This is a genomic window from Lysinibacillus odysseyi 34hs-1 = NBRC 100172 (assembly GCF_001591965.1).
GTDB lineage: Bacteria > Bacillota > Bacilli > Bacillales_A > Planococcaceae > Lysinibacillus_B > Lysinibacillus_B odysseyi.
Genome location: NZ_BCVX01000003.1, coordinates 131,532 through 150,151, shown reverse-complemented (window position 1 = coordinate 150,151; position 18,620 = coordinate 131,532). Strand labels below are relative to the sequence as shown.

General features: G+C 42.4%; 16 protein-coding genes and 1 riboswitch. Of the genes, 14 read left to right on the top strand and 2 right to left on the bottom strand.

What is annotated here, in order from left to right:
* The first annotated feature begins 23 nt into the window (after positions 1-23).
* The 7 genes from BOD01S_RS05850 (at position 24) to BOD01S_RS05825 (ending at position 9,564) form a co-directional block, all read left to right on the top strand.
* Positions 24-1,697 (top strand): formate--tetrahydrofolate ligase, encoded by a 1,674-nt coding sequence (locus BOD01S_RS05850; protein ID WP_036158488.1) that lies wholly within the window; start codon positions 24-26, stop codon positions 1,695-1,697.
* Positions 1,698-1,889, top strand: coding sequence for a hypothetical protein (locus BOD01S_RS23220; RefSeq protein WP_156117063.1), 192 nt, complete (start codon positions 1,698-1,700; stop codon positions 1,887-1,889).
* 347 nt (positions 1,890-2,236) lie between these two features.
* On the top strand, positions 2,237-3,826 hold the full coding sequence (locus BOD01S_RS05845) for a catalase (RefSeq protein WP_036158492.1): 1,590 nt from the start codon (positions 2,237-2,239) through the stop codon (positions 3,824-3,826).
* Between the two features lie 276 nt (positions 3,827-4,102).
* Positions 4,103-4,732, top strand: a complete 630-nt coding sequence (locus BOD01S_RS05840) for an HD domain-containing protein (RefSeq protein ID WP_036158495.1) — start codon at positions 4,103-4,105, stop codon at positions 4,730-4,732.
* Positions 4,729-6,615 (top strand): ABC-F family ATP-binding cassette domain-containing protein, encoded by a 1,887-nt coding sequence (locus tag BOD01S_RS05835; protein ID WP_036158499.1) that lies wholly within the window; start codon positions 4,729-4,731, stop codon positions 6,613-6,615. The genes BOD01S_RS05840 and BOD01S_RS05835 overlap by 4 nt, the downstream gene beginning before the upstream one ends.
* Positions 6,616-6,629: 14 nt before the next feature.
* The gene (locus BOD01S_RS05830) at positions 6,630-7,751 is read left to right on the top strand and encodes a conserved virulence factor C family protein (protein ID WP_036158502.1); all 1,122 of its coding nucleotides are present in this window, start codon (positions 6,630-6,632) and stop codon (positions 7,749-7,751) included.
* Positions 7,752-7,881: 130 nt separating this feature from the next.
* Positions 7,882-9,564, top strand: coding sequence for a methyl-accepting chemotaxis protein (locus BOD01S_RS05825; RefSeq protein ID WP_036158505.1), 1,683 nt, complete (start codon positions 7,882-7,884; stop codon positions 9,562-9,564).
* Between the two features lie 135 nt (positions 9,565-9,699).
* On the opposite strand, the gene BOD01S_RS05820 is transcribed toward BOD01S_RS05825, so the two are convergent.
* Complete coding sequence (locus tag BOD01S_RS05820; protein WP_036158507.1) at positions 9,700-10,545, bottom strand: DegV family protein; 846 nt, start codon at positions 10,543-10,545, stop codon at positions 9,700-9,702.
* A gap of 218 nt (positions 10,546-10,763) precedes the next feature.
* Here BOD01S_RS05820 and BOD01S_RS05815 point away from each other — a divergent pair, with 218 nt between their 5' ends.
* The 3 genes from BOD01S_RS05815 to BOD01S_RS05810 are packed head-to-tail and all read left to right on the top strand — an operon-like array spanning position 10,764 to position 12,765.
* Positions 10,764-11,036: a sigma-70 family RNA polymerase sigma factor gene (locus BOD01S_RS05815; protein ID WP_218016439.1), complete on the top strand. Its 273-nt coding sequence runs from the start codon at positions 10,764-10,766 to the stop codon at positions 11,034-11,036.
* Positions 11,012-11,194 carry a sigma factor-like helix-turn-helix DNA-binding protein gene (locus BOD01S_RS22865; RefSeq protein WP_143815021.1) on the top strand — a complete coding sequence of 61 codons (183 nt, stop codon included), beginning with the start codon at positions 11,012-11,014 and terminating at the stop codon, positions 11,192-11,194. The genes BOD01S_RS05815 and BOD01S_RS22865 overlap by 25 nt, the downstream gene beginning before the upstream one ends.
* 59 nt (positions 11,195-11,253) lie before the next feature.
* Positions 11,254-12,765: a hypothetical protein gene (locus tag BOD01S_RS05810; protein ID WP_036158511.1), complete on the top strand. Its 1,512-nt coding sequence runs from the start codon at positions 11,254-11,256 to the stop codon at positions 12,763-12,765.
* Between the two features lie 188 nt (positions 12,766-12,953).
* On the opposite strand, the gene BOD01S_RS05805 is transcribed toward BOD01S_RS05810, so the two are convergent.
* Complete coding sequence (locus BOD01S_RS05805; protein ID WP_169745640.1) at positions 12,954-14,450, bottom strand: bifunctional metallophosphatase/5'-nucleotidase; 1,497 nt, start codon at positions 14,448-14,450, stop codon at positions 12,954-12,956.
* 132 nt (positions 14,451-14,582) lie between these two features.
* Positions 14,583-14,763: riboswitch (cobalamin riboswitch) on the top strand.
* 190 nt (positions 14,764-14,953) lie between these two features.
* Between BOD01S_RS05805 and BOD01S_RS05800 the strand changes: the two genes are divergently transcribed.
* The 4 genes from BOD01S_RS05800 to nrdF are packed head-to-tail and all read left to right on the top strand — an operon-like array spanning position 14,954 to position 18,619.
* On the top strand, positions 14,954-15,178 hold the full coding sequence (locus BOD01S_RS05800) for a glutaredoxin family protein (protein ID WP_036158514.1): 225 nt from the start codon (positions 14,954-14,956) through the stop codon (positions 15,176-15,178).
* A complete protein-coding gene (nrdI, locus tag BOD01S_RS05795; RefSeq protein ID WP_036158517.1) occupies positions 15,175-15,543 on the top strand; it encodes a class Ib ribonucleoside-diphosphate reductase assembly flavoprotein NrdI in 369 nt (122 codons plus the stop codon). Before BOD01S_RS05800 ends, nrdI begins: the two co-directional genes overlap by 4 nt.
* Positions 15,540-17,633 carry a class 1b ribonucleoside-diphosphate reductase subunit alpha gene (nrdE, locus tag BOD01S_RS05790; protein ID WP_036158519.1) on the top strand — a complete coding sequence of 698 codons (2,094 nt, stop codon included), beginning with the start codon at positions 15,540-15,542 and terminating at the stop codon, positions 17,631-17,633. Before nrdI ends, nrdE begins: the two co-directional genes overlap by 4 nt.
* Positions 17,621-18,619: a class 1b ribonucleoside-diphosphate reductase subunit beta gene (nrdF, locus tag BOD01S_RS05785; RefSeq protein ID WP_036158522.1), complete on the top strand. Its 999-nt coding sequence runs from the start codon at positions 17,621-17,623 to the stop codon at positions 18,617-18,619. The genes nrdE and nrdF overlap by 13 nt, the downstream gene beginning before the upstream one ends.
* The last annotated feature ends 1 nt before the right edge of the window (position 18,620 follow it).

Below are 18,620 nucleotides of genomic sequence, written 5' to 3'. Positions count from 1 at the left end.
GAAAAGCGAAAGTAGGGGATACCATGACAGTAACAAAACCATCAACAGACCTAGACATTGCCAAAAAAGCTGATATGAAGCCTATTACAGCTATTGCAGCAAAAGCAAATATCCCGGAAGAGGCATTAGAACCCTATGGTAGATTTAAAGCTAAATTAGATCCATCCAAAATCCCGGGTGCCTCAACAGGAAAAGTCGTTCTTGTAACGGCAATCAGCCCTACCCCTGCCGGAGAAGGAAAATCAACTGTAACTGTCGGATTAGCCGATGCGTTAAGACAGTTGAATCAATCGGTAATGGTGGCGCTCCGTGAGCCATCACTTGGCCCGGTTATGGGTGTAAAAGGAGGAGCGACAGGCGGCGGCTATGCGCAAGTATTGCCAATGGAAGATATTAATCTTCATTTCACAGGAGACCTTCACGCTATTACAACAGCAAACAATGCGCTTGCTGCTATAATCGATAATCACATTCATCAAGGAAATGCCTTGAGCATTGACCCACGCCGCATTTTATGGAAGCGGGTTATGGATCTGAATGACAGGGCGCTCCGAAAGGTAGTAGTCGGACTGGGTGGCCCTGTGCAAGGGGTGCCGCGTGAAGACGGTTTTGATATTACGGTGGCATCGGAAATTATGGCAATATTCTGCCTGGCAACAAGTTTAGCGGATTTGAAGGCCCGGCTGGCAAATATCGTCATCGGTTATACATATGACCGTGAGCCGGTATTTGTAAGGCAGCTGGAAGCAGAAGGTGCGTTGACACTCCTTTTGAAAGAAGCATTCAAACCGAATTTAGTACAAACGATTGAAGGGACGCCTGCCATTATCCATGGAGGGCCCTTTGCGAATATAGCGCATGGCTGTAACTCGATTATTGCTACTCAAACTGCCAGAAAGCTGGCGGATATAGTCGTGACAGAGGCGGGCTTCGGTGCCGATTTAGGCGCTGAGAAATTTATGCATATAAAAGCACGGCAAGGACAATTAAAACCGGAAGCTGTTGTTATTGTTGCAACTATTCGGGCATTAAAGATGCATGGCGGCGTACCGAAAGATAAACTGGCCTCAGAAAATGTGAACGCATTAAAAGATGGTATACAAAATCTGGCAAAACATGTAGATACTATTCGCACATTTGGTATTGAGCCGATTGTTGCTCTTAACCGCTTCATTACAGATACAGAAGAGGAGTTAACGGCACTTCTAGACTGGGCAAAAAACGAAGACATTCGCATTGCCCGCACAAATGTCTGGGAAGAAGGAGGAAAAGGCGGCATTGAGCTAGCCAAGCAGGTGCTTGAAGTGCTGGAGAAGCCCAATTATTTCCATCCTCTATATGAGCTGGGCCAGTCTGTCGAGGAAAAAGTTACTGCCATTGTCAAACATGTGTACGGAGCCGATGGAGTGCATTTTACAGATTCAGCGCAGAAACAAATTGCCCAAATTAAAAAACTCGGTTGGGCCGTCCTGCCAATCTGCATGGCAAAAACACAATACTCATTATCGGATCAGCCAACGCTCCTTGGGCGACCAGAAGGGTTTACCATTACCGTACGTGAAGTTATTCCAAAGCTCGGTGCTGGATTCCTTGTTTGTCTGACAGGGGACATCATGACAATGCCTGGCCTGCCAAAACAGCCGGCAGCACTTCGAATGGATGTAGATGAAGAAGGGAACGCGGTAGGTTTATTTTAAATGGACACAGGCGGGGATAAACTCCCGCTTCCTCCAGTTGACAAAGACTTTCATCCTGTGTTGCTTGCCTCGCTCGTTTGCTTCCGATGCTTTGCTATCGTCGCAAATAAAAGGCCATTCGCTCATCGGCATGCCTTGTCTGGCGAGCGTTTTCAAGACAGGCTGAGTGAGCTTTATTGCTATCTTATCTAAAAATACTTGAAGACAAAGTCGTAAAAAGATTTTCTCTTCATTCTACAGGCGGGGGTAAACCCCCGCTTTTTTTATGAGCATCATCAGGTGATAGCACTCCGTACTAAAAACTATCATCCTTAAGAAGAAACTTCGACGAGGGACCAGGTATTAAAGTGCTTAAAATGACGGCGGGCCACCCCCATAAAAGACTGTGAAAATATAAAGTAGAAAAATAAGTAATTAGAAAAGAACCTGAGGAGAAAAAAGAGAAATGTCACCAAATGGACAGGAGATTGGCGGTTTTTCCGTTTATTACTTGGAATTAGTGGATAAACTACTTCTATACGAGTAAAGGAGTGAATGAAATGGATAAAAACCAAAAGCATGAACCTAATAATATTGAAAATGAAGATACGCTAACAAACAGACAGGGCCATCCGATTACAAACAATCAAAATATCCGCACTGTAGGAAATCGTGGGCCAGCTACATTAGAGAACTATGATTTTATCGAAAAGATCAGTCATTTTGACCGGGAACGTATTCCAGAACGTGTTGTGCATGCCCGTGGTGCTGGAGCACACGGCTATTTTGAGAGTTACGGTATGGTAGGAGACGAGCCGGTTAGCAAATACACACGTGCGAAGCTTTTCCAGGAAAAAGGAAAACGCACACCATTATTCGTCCGCTTCTCCTCGGTTATTCATGGCGGCCATTCACCGGAAACATTGCGAGATCCACGAGGCTTCGCCGTAAAATTTTATACAGAGGATGGTAACTGGGATTTAGTAGGGAACAACCTTAAGATTTTCTTCATCCGTGATGCGGTAAAATTCCCGGATATGATCCATGCGTTTAAACCGGATCCTGTAACAAACCGCCAGGATTCAGAGCGATTCTTTGATTTCTGCGCCTCGTCTCCGGAGAGCTTCCATATGGTAACTCTTATTTACTCACCATGGGGCATACCTGCGAACTACCGCATGATGCAAGGCTCAGGTGTTAATACGTATAAATGGGTCAATAAAGACGGTGAAGCAGTTCTTGTCAAGTATCACTGGGAACCGCTGCAGGGTATCAAAAACCTGACACAAAAAGAAGCAGAGGAAATCCAGGCGAAAAACTTTAACCATGCTACTCAGGATTTGTTTGAAGCAATCGAAAAAGGCGATTACCCTGAGTGGGAACTGTATGTGCAAATTATGAGCGATGATGATCATCCGGAGCTTGATTTTGATCCGTTAGATGATACAAAGCTTTGGCCGCCTGAACAATTCCCGTGGAAGAAAGTCGGAAAAATGGTATTGAATAAAAACCCTGAAGATTATTTTGCAGAGGTAGAGCAGGTTGCATTCGGTACAGGGGTTTTAGTTGACGGCCTTGACTTCTCCGATGACAAAATGCTGCAGGGCCGTACATTCAGTTATTCGGATACACAGCGCTACCGTGTAGGTCCAAACTATTTACAACTTCCTATTAATGCGCCGAAAAAACGTGTGGCGACAAACCAGCGGGGCGGACAGATGGAGTACTACGTGGATAAAGGGCCTAACCAAAATCCACATATTAATTATGAACCATCTATATTAGGCGGACTTAAAGAAGCAAAACAAACAGGCAAAGAATATACACCTGAAGTTAAAGGTAAGCTTGTCCGTGAGTCCATTGACCGGGAAAATAACTTTAAACAGGCGGGAGAAACATATCGCGCATTCGAACAATGGGAAAAAGATGATCTCATTTTAAATTTAGTAACAGATTTATCGAAGTGTGATGTGCGAATTCAGGAGAAAATGATTTCCTACGCTGAAGAGGCAGACGAGGAATATGGCCGCCGTTTACGTGAAGGTCTAAAAAATGCCAAATCATCGGAATCAGGCCCGCTTGGAAATGCGAAAAACGATCAAGCGGTAGAGGATGCTGTTGAAAAGGGCCATGACGCAGATCCATATTGATTTTTAAACTTTTCTTTCCTGCTACAAAAGAATATATAGTAAAGTGCGCCAAGAAATCCGGCGCACTTTTTTTCTGAGAAAGCCTTTTGAAAATTGCTTCATGAAGCCGACCTCTTGCTAAAATTCTTATACAATACCGTTTCCTTTTGCTCGTTAAATAAATAGACTTCCTTCATTTGGTTGGGGAAAGCCATTCTACATAGTATAATAAATTTATTCTTCTAGCAGTTTTAGAAACATTCATAATAGCGAAATCTCGAAAGAAGGTCTTATGTAATGGATAATGTAAAAAAATGTGAAGCACTTGTAAAAGAAATATACGATACGATGGATGCCAGTCATGATTTCCAGCATATTGAACGTGTATATAAGAACGCAGAAACTATTTTACAGTCAGAGCCGGCTGCAGACAGGGAAATAGTAAGGCTGGCAGTGCTGCTTCACGATGTGAGCGATGCAAAATATACAGATACGAAAGAATCCGAGGAACGGATTTTAGCATTACTTGATTTGTCAGAAGAAAACCGCAGCCATATTCGCGAGGTGATCGCTTCTGTCTCATTTAATGGCGGTAATGAATTGGAAGCAAAGACGGTAGAAGCAAAAATCGTGCGTGACGCAGACCGACTGGATGCTATAGGAGCGGTAGGTATTGCAAGAACTTTTGCTTACGGCGGAGCGAAGGGGCGCAAACTGTATGATGACGCAGAAGAAACACGTATTGATATGTCTGTTGAGGAGTACCGCACAAAGTCAACGGCCTCGGTTACCCATTTTTACGAAAAGCTTTTATTATTGAAAGACTTGATGGTTACAGAAAAGGGAAGACAAATGGCTGAAGAACGTCATGAATTTATGGTATCCTTTTTAAGACAGCTTAAAAAGGAAAGAGACGGGATTGTATGAGTCATTTAATTGTAAATAATTTAACCAAAACAGTGGGGGATAAAACACTGTTTGAAAATATCGAGTTCACGATCAATGAAGGAGAGCGGGCAGGATTAATCGGTATCAATGGTACTGGTAAGTCCACGCTTCTTTCTATTCTAGCAGGTGTTCAAGAGGCAGATTCCATCACACTTGACCACCCGAATAAATACCGTATCGCCTATTTGGAACAGGACCCTGCATTTATGGCAGGGATCACAGTACTGCAGGCCGTGTTCAGTGGTGATTCACCGGCGCTCCAACTGAATCGTGCATATGAGGAAGCCGTTGCAGCACTTGCAGGAAACCCTGAATCAATACAGCTTCAAAATAATCTATTTGCCCTGCAGCAAAAGATGGACAGTGAAAATGCCTGGGATGTCAATGCGCTGGCAAAGCAGGCATTGACAAAGCTTGGTATTGATATGTTTGATCATGTTGTAACTGAATTATCTGGAGGTCAGCAAAAACGAGTGGCGCTTGCAAAGGTGCTTATTGAACCTGCTGATTTATACTTGCTTGATGAACCGACAAACCACTTGGATGTTGAGTCAACAGAGTGGCTGCAGGAGATGGTATCACGCCTCAAAGGTGCTGTCATCTTTATTACCCATGATCGGTATTTCCTGGATGAGATGGCAACGCATATTTATGAGCTGGCGGATCAGACACTGTATCGCCATACAGGCAATTATGCCGACTTTTTAGAAGCACGTGCTATCCGGGAAGAAATGAGCGCAGCTACCCAGGCAAAGCTTCAAAACCGTTACCGCTCAGAGTTGAAATGGATTCGGCGCGGAGCAAAAGCGCGTACGACGAAACAAAAGGCGCGTATTCAGCGCTTTGAAGAGCTAGATAAGTCCATTGATCGATCAAACGATGATGCTGATTTAGAGCTGGCACTAGCCACAACACGGCTTGGCAGAAAAGTACTCGAAGCCGAAAGCATTTCAAAGGCATACGGTGACCGTGTGATTCTAAAAGATTTTGGCTTCCTGCTGCAGCAGGGGGACAGAATTGGCATTATCGGAGCAAACGGCTACGGCAAGTCCACATTGCTCAATATTTTGGCAGGAGAGCTTGAGCCTGATAAAGGAGAAGTGCTTGTAGGCTCTACAGTAAAAAGACTGCATTTTAAGCAGGCACTGCCTAAAATGAATGAGAATGAGCGGATGATTGAATATATCCGTGAAGCATCAAATGATATAACAGATGCAGCGGGTGTACGTTATTCGGCAGCACAGATGCTGGAGCGCTTTTTATTCCCTTTACATACGCACGGGACACCAATCGGAAAACTTTCCGGTGGTGAGCGCAAACGCCTGCATTTGCTTCGTTTGCTGATGGAGCAGCCGAATGTACTGCTGCTTGATGAACCGACTAATGATTTAGATATCGAAACACTTGGAGTGCTCGAAGATTTTATTGAGCATTTCCCCGGTGTCGTCGTTACCATTTCCCACGACCGTTTCTTCTTGGATCGGATTGCCAAAAAGCTGTGGATTCTGGACGGAAAGGGAAATGTAGAAGAGAGTCTTGATATTTATACAGATTATCTGGCGAAGAAGCAGGAACAGGAAAAACAGGACGTAAAAGAAATCAAGCAAGAAAGACCAAAGCAGGAAAAGCCAAAATCCGAAAAGAAAAAACTGAGTTTTAAAGAGCAAAAAGAATGGGAAACTATTGCAGAGACAATTGCAAATGTGGAAGAAGATATTATGAAGACAGAGGAAGGCATATCGACGGCTGGCTCTGACTTTACAAAACTGCAAGAGCTAACAGCCAAGCTGGACGAACTGAATGCCCGCTATGAACAATTAATAGAGCGCTGGAGCTACTTAGAAGAAATCGTAAACAGCTAAGGAGGAAATGCCCGATGAAAATTATAACTATTGAACCAACGCCAAGTCCTAATTCGATGAAAATTGTCATCGACCAAGATCTGCCTTTCGGGAAGAGCTATAACTTTACAAAGGATAATATGGAAGAAGCTTCTCCAGAAATCCAAGCCATCTTTCGTGTGGAAGGAATAAAAGGAGTATACCAAGTGTCAAACTTCCTGGCTGTGGAACGAAACGCTAAATTTGCGTGGGAAACTATTTTATCAGGAATCCGTGCTGCCCTAGGGGAAACGGACACTCAAACAGAGGAAGGAACAACTGTAAATGAACATTTTGGAGAAGTATATGTACATGTCCAAATGTTTAAAGGTATACCACTGCAGATTAAAGTGTTTGATAACGAAGCGGAAACTCGAATTGCAACTGGTGAGCAGTTCACAGCTGCCTTTAAGTCAATCGAGGCAAAAGAAACGGATGAAAACTATATCTTCCAACGTAAATGGGTAGATTACGGTGTCCGTTACGGTGATAAGGAAGAAATCGCTCAGGCAGTTCTACAGGAAGTGCTCGCCACGTATCCATCTGAACGTCTGAACCTAATAGTAGAGGCGGCCAATTCCAGTAAGAAATTCGTCCCTCAGGAGAAGCAGAAAGTAACAGTTGAAATGTATAAGGAGCCTGAGGATTGGCAGCAGCGCTTCCAACTGCTTGACCAAATGCCGGATCCGGAAGTGGAAGATCTGCGGCTTTTGACACTGGCGCTGGATGATGAACAAATGGCAATTCGGCGTTTGGCTACTGTTTACCTTGGCATGATTGAGGACAGAGCGGTTGTACCTGCGCTAGCAAAAGCATTAAAAGACAAGAGTGCAGCCGTTCGTCGTACTGCAGGAGACTGTATGAGCGATCTCGGGTTTGAAGAATTCGAGCCCGCAATGATAGAGGCATTAAAAGATAAAAATAAATTAGTGCGCTGGCGTGCTGCTATGTACCTCTATGAAACAGGTACAGAAGCTTGTCTGCCTGCTCTGCATGAAGCAGAGAACGATCGTGAGTTCGAAGTGAAACTACAAGTAAAGATGGCAATCGCCCGCATAGAACAAGGTGAAGAAGCAAAAGGCTCCGTTTGGAAGCAAATGACCGATGCGCGAAATTAGATAGTGAGCACACGTTTTCTACGTGTGCTTTTCTTATAGTTAAATATACATAAAAATTATCCTTTTCTGTTTATTAGAGAGGGCCTTTAGTATATAATTTTACTATTAACATACAAATGAGGTATTTACTATGAATATCAGGAAGAAACTGTTTGCATCATACTCAGGAATCCTTATTATTGTCATCATTGTATCAATTGTGAATTTGCTGCAAATTCAGCGTGTGAATTCTAATATGCAGAAGATTATTGATGAACAGCAATCGGCACTTTTAATGGTGAGTGAAATGAAAAATAACTTGAGTACACAAGGAATGCTTGTTAGGGAATTCGCCCTTTCCGGTGATTTAAGTGTCCTAAAGGAACTGGATATAATGCGAGGTGAATTGGCGGATGAGATAGAAAAATTGAATAGCGGGCCGTCAAATGCTATGGCTGAGGCGATAGCAGTGCTTGTACAGGAGAATGAGCAATTTAATCTTGCAGTCGATAAAGCTGTTGAACAAACAAAAAGATTCGATTATGAAGGGGTAAAGATCACGATTAATAATGAGGTACGCCCACCGAATCAGAATATGGCTAATTATATAGATGAGCTCATTACTTATTATGATCATCAGTTTACGGCCGTAAGCAGTAACATAAAAAATGAGTCAAAAACAGCAATATGGCTGACAATGGGGCTTGTTGCAGTATGTATAGCAGTAGCTGTTGCGGCTGCTTTTATAATGGGGAAAGTAATTGGTACACCCATTCAAAAGCTCCAGCAGGCAGTTAGCACGATTGCTGCCGGTGATTTAACAGAGGAAGATGTGGAGTCAAGTACAACAGGGGAAGTGAAGGAACTTGCCGAGGCATTCAACGTGATGAAAAAATCACTTACAACTCTTATCCAAACAATGAGTAAAAACACTAACCGGCTTTCTGATTCCAGCGGGGAGCTGGCTAATCATACAAATAAAGCGCTTGCTTATATTGAGCAGACAGCGGAGCTGGCAGAACGGTTAGCGGATAATGCTAAGACATCTGCAGTAAGTGCCAATATTAGTGCGAATGCGATGAAGGAGACTACAGAATCTGTGCAGAAAATGGCCCAGTCTACTTCAAATATCCATATGAATACACAGCAGATGAAGCATCTAGCTGATAAGGGCATTCACTCAATTCATGCAATAGAACAGCAGATGGAGGAAATATCCACTTCTACAAATATAACAGAAGCAATGATTACCCGTTTACTCGAGCAGTCGCATGAAATTGAGCAGATGACAAAGTTAATTACAGATATTACGGAACAGACGAATCTTTTGGCACTTAATGCTGCCATTGAAGCAGCACGGGCAGGAGAGCATGGGAAAGGATTTGCTGTTGTAGCAGACGAAGTGCGTAAACTGGCAGAGCAGTCAAAGGAATCAGCCCAGCAAATACACCGCCTGACGAATGAAATCCGCCATGAAACAACCCAGGTGGCTGCATCTGTCGAACAAAGTGTATATGCTTCTGAAAGCGGTGTTGCTATCGTTAAACAAGCAGGAGAGACATTTGCGCTTATTGAAAAGGCGGTTGACCAAATTACTGAGGAGATTGGCGGAACAGCTATAGTGGTAGATGAAATTTCTACTTCCGTGGAAGAAGTAGCTGCTTCAGTCGTAGGTATCTCCGAGCAATCTGACGAGTCAGCGTCCCATGCTGCAAAAGTCGCTGAGACAATTGAGGAACAGGTAGGTATTATGCAGGAAATTAGTTCAGTTTCCCAACAGCTAACAGCAGAATCGGAATTTTTGGAAACTATAGTAGATAAGTTTAAAGTATAAAAAAGAGGGCTGAGTGAAAGGTCATTTTGACTTTTCACCCAGCCTTTTTTATCATAAGCAGCTAACAGAATTTATACGTAAAATAAGAGCAAATGAAAAAGCATGCCGGAAGAATAACCTCCGCAAGCTTTCATTTTAATCATTCGTAAAGAAAATAGCAATTGTTCCTGAGCCTACATGCGAGCCTATGACGGCACCGATATTTGTCACATCTATTGCCTTAGGCTGCAAACGCTCCTCAATTGCCTTTTTAACGTCAGCAAGAAGTTGCTCATCGTTACTGTGGGAGAGACCTACTACCTTTTCCGAAAAGTCACCGCCGCGTTCCGCCATTATATCGATCATACGATTGATCGCTTTTTTGTGCCCGCGTATCTTTTCGATTGGGATCAGCTTTCCGTCTTCCACATTTAAAATCGGCTTAATGTTCAAAAGACCACCTACAAAGGCGCTTGTTTTTGATACACGGCCGCCTTTTGCCAAATAATCTAAATCAGCCACGGTGAAAAGATGCTCAACTTTTGCGGCATATTGTGGCAATTGCTCGACCATTTCCTCGAATGTCTTCCCTTCATCACGCAGTTTAACAGCCTCTTTTACAACGAAGCCTTGTCCGAGTGAAGCGCATTTTGTATCGATAATGGCAAGCTTCATATTTGGATATGTTTCAAGGAGTTCATTCCGCATCATCATCGCTGTCTGGCATGTCCCTGACAATGGTGAAGAAAAGGCGATATAGATCGCTTCCTCATTATTTTTCGCTGCTTCTTCAAATGCTTGATAAAAGGTTTCCGGAGACACTTGTGATGTTTTCGGCTGGGCACCAGCGGCAATTGCCTTATAAATTTCCTCCGGCTCAATACCGAATACATCCTCATATTCTTGTCCGTTTAAATGGACACGCAGTGGAAACAAGGATACTTGGTGCTCCTCATAATAGCCCTTTGGTAAATCACATGCGCTATCAGTAAAAATCTTCAATTCCAACGCCTCCCGTATGTATACTTATACTATTGTAAAAAAGTTTGCAAGTTAGTCAATTTACATTTGTCATATGTGTAAAAAAATGCACCTTTCTATCTATATGAGTTTACCATTTGAATTAGACCAATACAATTTTCGGGTTTGTGAAACTATTGGAAGAAATATCCCGTCAAAGGGGCGAGAAATGAGGTGGGCATATGCTGTCAAATAAGGAAATGAATGAATTAATGGATACATACAGCGGCTACTTGCTGCAAATCAGCTATACATACGTTAAAAATTGGACGACTGCAGAGGACCTTGTCCAGGAGAGTTTCATCAAGTTTTTTAGATCATCTGACCAGTTTCGTGAGGAATCGACGATTAAGACATATCTAACCAGGATTGTTATTAACACCTGCCATGATTATCTTCGCAGCTGGAAAAATAAAAAAAAATTTTATCAAACTTTCTCCTTAAGAAAGTGCCTGATCCCGCAAAAGGGATAGAAGCAAAACTGATAGCATCGGTTGAACAGACAGAGCTGACAAAGCATGTCATGCAGCTTCCCGTCATCTATCGAGAAGTAATATTGCTCTTTTATTATGAAGAGTATACGAGTTCGGATGTTGCCGAGCTTTTAGATCTGTTTGAAAACAAGGCTTAGAAGAGGACGGACAATGCTGAAAGAACGGCTTGATGAAAAGCAATGGGAGGTGCTATCACATGAATAAGTTTAAGCAGGAACAACGAGAAGTTTTTGGCGAATTAAAACTTACGGAGGAAAGGAAAAAAGAAGTCCTCCAAGCGGTAGAAAAAAAAAGGAATAGCTGGGTGCCGGCTGGAGTTGTGGCTGTTCTTTCAGTACTGTGTTTGTTCTTTATAATGAACGGATTCAGGTCGGATGAAGGATATTCCCAGGCAGGTGCTATCGCTGCGTATAAGCAATTCCTGCAGGAAGAGCAGAGTAATATGCAGGTTGATATCCGGCATGTTGAATTGCCGTTTGAACGAAAAAATGATGCAATCATCGTTAGTGTCTATGATCAGGGAGACAGTGAGGTTTACTATTTTCAGTACATGACCTTTAAGGATAAAAAATGGTCGTTTGGATTGTCAGGGGTGATTGGCCAAAAACCGAGCAAAACAGAACTAGGGTATTCTAGTTGGACCTATTATGATTATCATGAGAAAAACGGTGATGTCATTTTTGCAGGTGTCTTAAAAGATGATGCAGATAAAATGGTCGTAGGAGAGAAGGAAGTTAAAACGTTTACGATTGATTGGGAAAAAATATGGATTGCGTTGGCACCTTCCAGCGGGACGCCTGTTTATACTGTGAAGGATGGTGTGAAGAAGAGGACCGAACAATATAGAAGAACCGGCTTTACATCGGAACCACCAATTATATCTGACCTTGTAGGTGATAATTATGCAATTTCATACAAAAAGGATACGATGCATGTATATGGAGAAGAATATACACAATTTGATATTGTAATAGATCCGGATTATTATGCAACGACTCCGCTCAATACTACTGACGTTGTATTAATAGAAGGAAAAGAAGGACGGGAAGTTGTCCGGATACTGGCAACCTATGATATGGGCAGTCACGGGGTATCGGTTAAAAAAGAAGAGAGTTCCATTATAATTAATGATATAGGGATACTGGAGCCAGATGGCTGGGCAAAGGCAAAAGACCAGCCTGATTATAAAAATAACAGCATAATCGATTATGGCGAAATGAAAGAAGGAGAAATTTTTGTTCATCCAGATAATTGGCTAAGTGATGGTACTCAAGGATATATCCCCAAAAATCAGGTCATTGGAAAGGTACTGGGCTATTCAATGACCGATATAGAAACAACTTGGTCTCCAGAAGAGCTGTCACTGTACGATAAGGTAAAACAAAAGGGATTTGTTGCTGCGGCAAACGCTGATCCAAAAGAGATTGCTAGAATCCAGCTGTATGCACTGCTGATAAAGGATTACAAAACAGCACACACATTGACAAGCGGAATTTCTTATGAGCAAATGGAAAAATATTTTAAAGAAACGAAAAACCGCAACCTGGATCATTTCATCCGCTATTATGCTTTTATGTTGGAGAAAGCGGAATTTAATAAGACTAGGGAGAAGCTGATTGTAAAAAATCCCTATAAAGAAGAAATATTTGAATGGGATATGGTACGGGACGAAGGCTGGAAAGTGAAATTTACAACGGCGGTATATTAGATAAGAAATAGGAGTGTCAAAAAAGACACTCCTGCTCTGTTCAGAGACGTTCCACCTTAGTTACTAGATCAACCTATGCTGTCCTGCTATTAATAGAGAACTCTAAGTAATTGATAGACAGTTTTCCTCGCTTAATAGACCATTTCCTGCACGTAATAGACAAGCCCGCTGTTATTAAATGCTATTCTTCACTTTATAGACAAGCCTGCATTTGTCATCGCCATCACTTGAAAATGTCCGTGCTGCCGATGAGGCAGCGGGGAATGCTCTTTAATATACCTCATCAGAAGCTCGGGTATAATATCCTTTGTTTCACTCAATACGGGGTTATTTTGAAACATCGGGAAGTCTGCCCCTGTAGCCCGGTAGCTGTTCATTGCAACACGGAAAGTCATCTCGCTTGTAATGGGTCTGCCTTTATACATTATATTTTTTACCCGGTTGCCGACAGGCTCGCTAATAACAAGCTTGTAGTCAAGCCCTCCCCAAAAATCGTACACATAGGGAGCTAATATATCGGGATGCACATTTAAAGCAAAATCGATCGTACCAGCAGCGTCTACAGCAAATACGGCTGCACATTGCTCAAGCGCCTCTTTAATCGCTGCACCTGTCAGCTTTAGTACTTTCAATGTATTGGGGCGGGAAAAGTTTTTCAATATATCCATTACCGTTATATCCTGGGTAAAGCCTCCCTGCTCGTGGTAAAGTAATTCGACGACAGAGAGCTGGGCACCTGTAGCTTCAAGTTGGAAATCATGCATGAAATCGACGAATGGATGATTTTTGAGTCTGGAGGAAAGCAGCCCGGTGTAACGGAAATCTTTATCCGTATAGCCGATTTTCCCCGTAAGCCACTCCTTTACTTCATCCGGGTAACGTTCGGAAGAGCTTGTCACATAGTTCAGTTTGACTGTATGAGCGTTTTTTTTCACCAGATTATATGTAATATGGCTAAAGCAGGAGCCGTTAGCGCCTGGCTGGATAATGGGAATACCATTAATGATAGAACAAATTTCCAGATGCTGATGACCGGTGATGAGTATATCAACGCCGGGAATATCGAGCAATCGGTTTCCTTCATTTTCTCCGTCTTCCTCTGCAAAAGGAACGCCGGTTTCCGGGTGTTTCGTAAAGCCGCCGTGATAGCTGAGAATGATGAGGTCGGCATTTTCTGCCTTTTTGACGTGCTGCACCCAGAAAGCTGCTGTTGTATAAGCATCTGAAAATGTCAGGTTATTCGTATACTGATGCTCATCCCACCGGGGGGTTGCCTGCGTCACGACGCCAATGACCGCTATTTTTTTTCCTTTGACTTCTTTAAGAATATAGGGCTTTGCAAAAGGGCCGATATTACAGGCGATCCAGGGAAATTTGCATTGTTTTCTCATACTTTCCACTTCAGCAAGTGGGTAATTGAATTCATGATTGCCAAAGACAGCGGCATCGTAGCCAAGACTATTGGCTGCTGCAATCATCGGGTGTGGACCTGGCTTCACATAGTCATAGTAATAAGTCGTCAAGCTGCCCTGTAGAAAATCGCCGTTATCTATTAAAATGTCAGGCTTTATTTGGTTAATATGCTGCGCTATTTCTTCAAACCGATCCAGTCTTCCATGCAGATCACTTGTCACACAAATTGAAAGTTCCATACAATCACCTGTTGTTTTTAAATATCGTAACATAATGCACGATTTTAAAAATGGAATCTGTCTTTTTTGCATGAAATTTCTATGGTTAGGGGAAAAAATGAAAATACCATTTTACAATTCAGAAGGGACTATGCTATACTGACTTCAGTTACTTAAAACAATATATTGTGTTAGTTTTGTTCAGGTACTACTATATGTAGTTTAAAAGGGAAGTCCGGAAAGAGACCGGCGCTGTCCCCGCAACTGTAAATGCCGACGATGATTCATAGCCACTGTGCTTAATGCATGGGAAGGGAATCAAAGGATGAAGCAAAGCCAGGAGACCTGCCTGAATAAAGCGACTGTACATTTCTTCGGGGATTGAGAAATGGAGACGGGTTTTTTACGTTTCCATTTCCAGCTATCTCTTTAGGAGGTAGCTTTTTTTATGTTTACTTACTTTTAATAAAAGGTTCCAAGGTTGATAGGAGCAATGGGTTTACGTTGCCTGTTAAGAGAAATAAAAACCGAAGAATGGATAAGAAAGGATGAGTGAGATGAAGTTATACACAAAAACAGTTTGCCCAAAATGCCTTTGGGTCAAATCTGAACTTCTACAGGCAGGTTTAGAGGCAGAAGTAGTGAATCTGGATCATAATCAGGAGGCAATGCAAAGAGTAACCGAAGCAGGGTTTTCCTCTGTGCCGATTTTGCAGGTGAATGATGAGCTGATCGGAAGCGTCCCGGCTATCTTGGAAAGAATAGGACAACTAAGCAATTGATTGCATATACCAGCAGGACGGGAAATGTATCCTTTGTGATTTCTAAACTCAATTTACCGAATATTGAGATAAGTGATGGGCTGCATTTAAAGGTCCCCTTTTTACTGTTCACATATACGGACGGATTAGGGGATGTTCCAGCACGTGTTTCTTTTTTTATGAAACATAATCATCCTTATTGCAGAGGCGTAATTGTGAGCGGCAACAGTAATTTCGGTCACGATGTGTTCGGTATGGCAGGCGACAAATTGGCCATGGAATATGGAATACCGCTTATCTGCAAGCTGGATTTACGGGGATTTCCACAGGATTACGAGAAAATTGTCCAGTTTTATCATCAATATGTAAAAGAGGTTGTGACATGAAAACGTATTTAAAGTTAAATAATGAAGTTTTAAACCAATACGCTACGACAGGCAGTATCGACAATGGAAAAGATAAGGAAGCGACACGCAGATATTTCCTGGAAGAAGTAAATGTACGGATGCGCCACTTTATCAATTTGGAGGACAAGCTGGAGTATTTAATAGAAGAGGGCTATTATGAAAAGGAATTTTTGGAAGCTTACAGTTTTGAATTTATTAAAGGACTGTATGAAAAGGCATACAGCTACAAATTTCGTTTTTCTTCCTTTATGAGCGCCAGCAAATTTTATGAAGGTTATGCGATGAAGAGCAGGGACGGCAAGGAAATACTTGAAAAATATGAAGACCGCATTGTTATCATCGCTCTTTACTTGGCACAGGGTGATGAGACACTGGCAGAACAGGCTGTTGAAGCAATGATGGAAGCATACCAGCCCGCAACCCCTACTGCATTAAACAGCGGGAAGAAGGCAAGAGGGGAGCTTGTCAGCTGCTTTAAGCTGACGATGGACGATACGATGAACAGTATCGCGGAGAACATCGGCTATTGTCTGGAGCTGTCCCGTCTTGGCGGAGGTGTCGGAGTAAATCTAACGGATCTTCGTCCACTTGGTGACCCAATCAAAGGTATTCTTAATAAGGCAAGCGGTGTCATTCCGGTAGCAAAGCTGCTTGAAAATTCATTCTTATATTCTAACCAATTAGGACAGCGCAACGGATCAGGTGTCGCCTATTTGAATATTTTCCACGGGGATATTGAAAATTTTATATCATCCAAAAAGCCGAATGCCGACGATAAAATCCGCCTTGCTACATTATCAACGGGCATCATTATTCCAGGTATTTTCTTTGAGCTAATGAAGCGTGATAAGGATGTTGTGCTGTTCAGTCCATATGACATCTACAAGGAGTACGGACAACGTATGTCTGAGCTCTCAATGAGTGCTATGTATTATGAGCTGCTTGACAATCCAAACATCCGCAAATTGAAGAGACTGAATGCACGGAAGCTTTATACGGAAATAAAAAAGGCACAGTTTGAATCAGGATATCCGTTCGAAATTTTTGATGACAATGTGAATAAGGTGCATCCTTTGAAGGGTATTGGCCGGGTGAAGATGTCAAATCTTTGTACGGAAATCCTGCAGGTGCAAGAGACAAGCATCATTACGGACCAGGATCAGCCAAATGAATACGGGCTGGATGTGTCATGTAATCTTGGTTCGCTTGATATTCATAAGGCGACCAAGGTGAATGACTTTGGACAATTAGTTGACACGTCCATCCGCTTGCTGACAAATGTTTCTACAATGACCTATATCCGAAATGTTCCTTCTGTAGCAAATGCGAACAAGCTTATGCATTCCATCGGCCTTGGTGTTATGAATCTTCATGGCCACCTTGTACATGAAGAAATTCCTTATGGATCACAGGATTCTATTGACTTTATAGACGCCTTTATGGAGGCTGTAAATTACTATTCAATCCAGTCCTCGATGGAGATTGCAAAGGAGAAGAAGGAAACATTCTACCGTTTTGAAGATAGTGACTATGCAAATGGTGAGTACTTCAATCAGTATACTGATAAAAAAGCAGTACTTCATTCTTCCAAAGTAACAAAGGCTCTCGGTTCTGTACCATTGATAACTGCCCACATGTGGAAAGAATTAAAAGCACAAGTGATGGAGCATGGCCTTTATCATGCGTACCGTCTGGCGATTGCTCCGACGGGGAGTATTTCTTATATCCGTAATAGCACCGCTTCTATTGCTCCATGTACAGAGCGGGTGGAAATTAGGGATTATGCCGACAGCCGAACGATTTATCCAATGCCATTTATGAATAATGATAATAAGCATTTATATACAGAGGCTTATGACGTGAACCCGTATGAACTGATTGATGTGTATGCCGCTGCGCAAAAGCATGTAGACCAGGGAATATCGATGACGCTGTATGTAACGGATCAGTGGACAACCGAACAATTGGCGAAAGTATATATTTATGCCTGGATGAAGGGAATTAAATCCGTTTATTATGTGCGGCAGCGTCTGCAAACGTTAGAGGAGTGTGTAGCATGTCAAATTTAACTTATGAAGCAGTCAATTGGAATGCCCCAACATCAGAGCTTGCAAAGGTATTTTGGGACCAGCAGTGGAAGCAGATCTGGTTTCCAGAGGAAATTGCTGTTAGTAAGGATATCAGCCAATGGCAGACATTCGAACATCAAGATACGTATAAAAAGGTATTTGGTGGTCTGACGCTGCTGGATACCCTGCAAACGAATGTGGGGATGAATGAAATTGCCAAGTTTGCTCCTGACCTGCAGGAAAAGGCAGTGCTTACTGTGTTTGCAGCTTTTGAAGCGATTCATGCCAAATCCTATTCGTATATATTTACAACACTTTGTAAAAATGCAGAAATCGATGAGATTTTCGAATGGGTAAAAAAGAACGAATTTTTACAGTATAAAGCAGCACGTATCAGCGACATCTACCAATCGATCGAAGAAGGGGATCCTGAAAGCTTATGGAAAGCAATGTATGCCTCGGTCATGCTAGAATCATTTCTTTTCTATTCAGGCTTCTTCTATCCTCTTTATTTAGGGGGCCAGGGTGTACTACGAAACAGTGCAGAGGTGATTTCCCTTATTCTGCGGGATGAATCCATTCATGGAGTGGCGGTAGGATTCTTTGCCCAAAATATTTTTAAACGATTCAGCCAGGAAAAACAAGATGAATTGAAGATATGGGGCTATGAACTTTTATTGGACCTTTATCAGAATGAACTGCGCTATACAGAAGATGTATATGCGGAAACAGGACTTAGTCCGGAGGTAAAAGCGTATGTTCGCTATAATGCAAATAAAGCGCTTATGAATGTAGGCTTTGAAGCGATGTTCCCTGAAGAGGAAGTCAACCCGATTGTTATGAACGGGATCCGGAATGAAGGCTCGACCTATGACTTCTTCTCGCAAAAGGGAGCAACTTACGCAGTGGCTAAAGTCGCCCCGATTACAGACGACACATTCAACTTCAGTCATTTGAAAGGAAGCGAAAAGAGTGAAGAAAAATGAG

Excerpts from the sequence above, each read along its gene's own strand:
- BOD01S_RS05835 (WP_036158499.1), top strand. The coding sequence starts at position 4,729 with ATGAGTCATTTAATTGTAAATAATTTAACCAAAACAGTGGGGGATAAA.
- BOD01S_RS05830 (WP_036158502.1), top strand. The coding sequence starts at position 6,630 with ATGAAAATTATAACTATTGAACCAACGCCAAGTCCTAATTCGATGAAA.
- BOD01S_RS05850 (WP_036158488.1), top strand. The coding sequence starts at position 24 with ATGACAGTAACAAAACCATCAACAGACCTAGACATTGCCAAAAAAGCT.
- BOD01S_RS23220 (WP_156117063.1), top strand. The coding sequence starts at position 1,698 with ATGGACACAGGCGGGGATAAACTCCCGCTTCCTCCAGTTGACAAAGAC.
- nrdE (WP_036158519.1), top strand. The coding sequence starts at position 15,540 with ATGAAAACGTATTTAAAGTTAAATAATGAAGTTTTAAACCAATACGCT.
- BOD01S_RS05810 (WP_036158511.1), top strand. The coding sequence starts at position 11,254 with ATGAATAAGTTTAAGCAGGAACAACGAGAAGTTTTTGGCGAATTAAAA.
- BOD01S_RS05805 (WP_169745640.1), bottom strand. The coding sequence starts at position 14,450 with ATGTTACGATATTTAAAAACAACAGGTGATTGTATGGAACTTTCAATT.
- BOD01S_RS05815 (WP_218016439.1), top strand. The coding sequence starts at position 10,764 with ATGAATGAATTAATGGATACATACAGCGGCTACTTGCTGCAAATCAGC.
- nrdF (WP_036158522.1), top strand. The coding sequence starts at position 17,621 with ATGTCAAATTTAACTTATGAAGCAGTCAATTGGAATGCCCCAACATCA.
- BOD01S_RS05800 (WP_036158514.1), top strand. The coding sequence starts at position 14,954 with ATGAAGTTATACACAAAAACAGTTTGCCCAAAATGCCTTTGGGTCAAA.
- BOD01S_RS05840 (WP_036158495.1), top strand. The coding sequence starts at position 4,103 with ATGGATAATGTAAAAAAATGTGAAGCACTTGTAAAAGAAATATACGAT.
- BOD01S_RS05845 (WP_036158492.1), top strand. The coding sequence starts at position 2,237 with ATGGATAAAAACCAAAAGCATGAACCTAATAATATTGAAAATGAAGAT.
- BOD01S_RS05825 (WP_036158505.1), top strand. The coding sequence starts at position 7,882 with ATGAATATCAGGAAGAAACTGTTTGCATCATACTCAGGAATCCTTATT.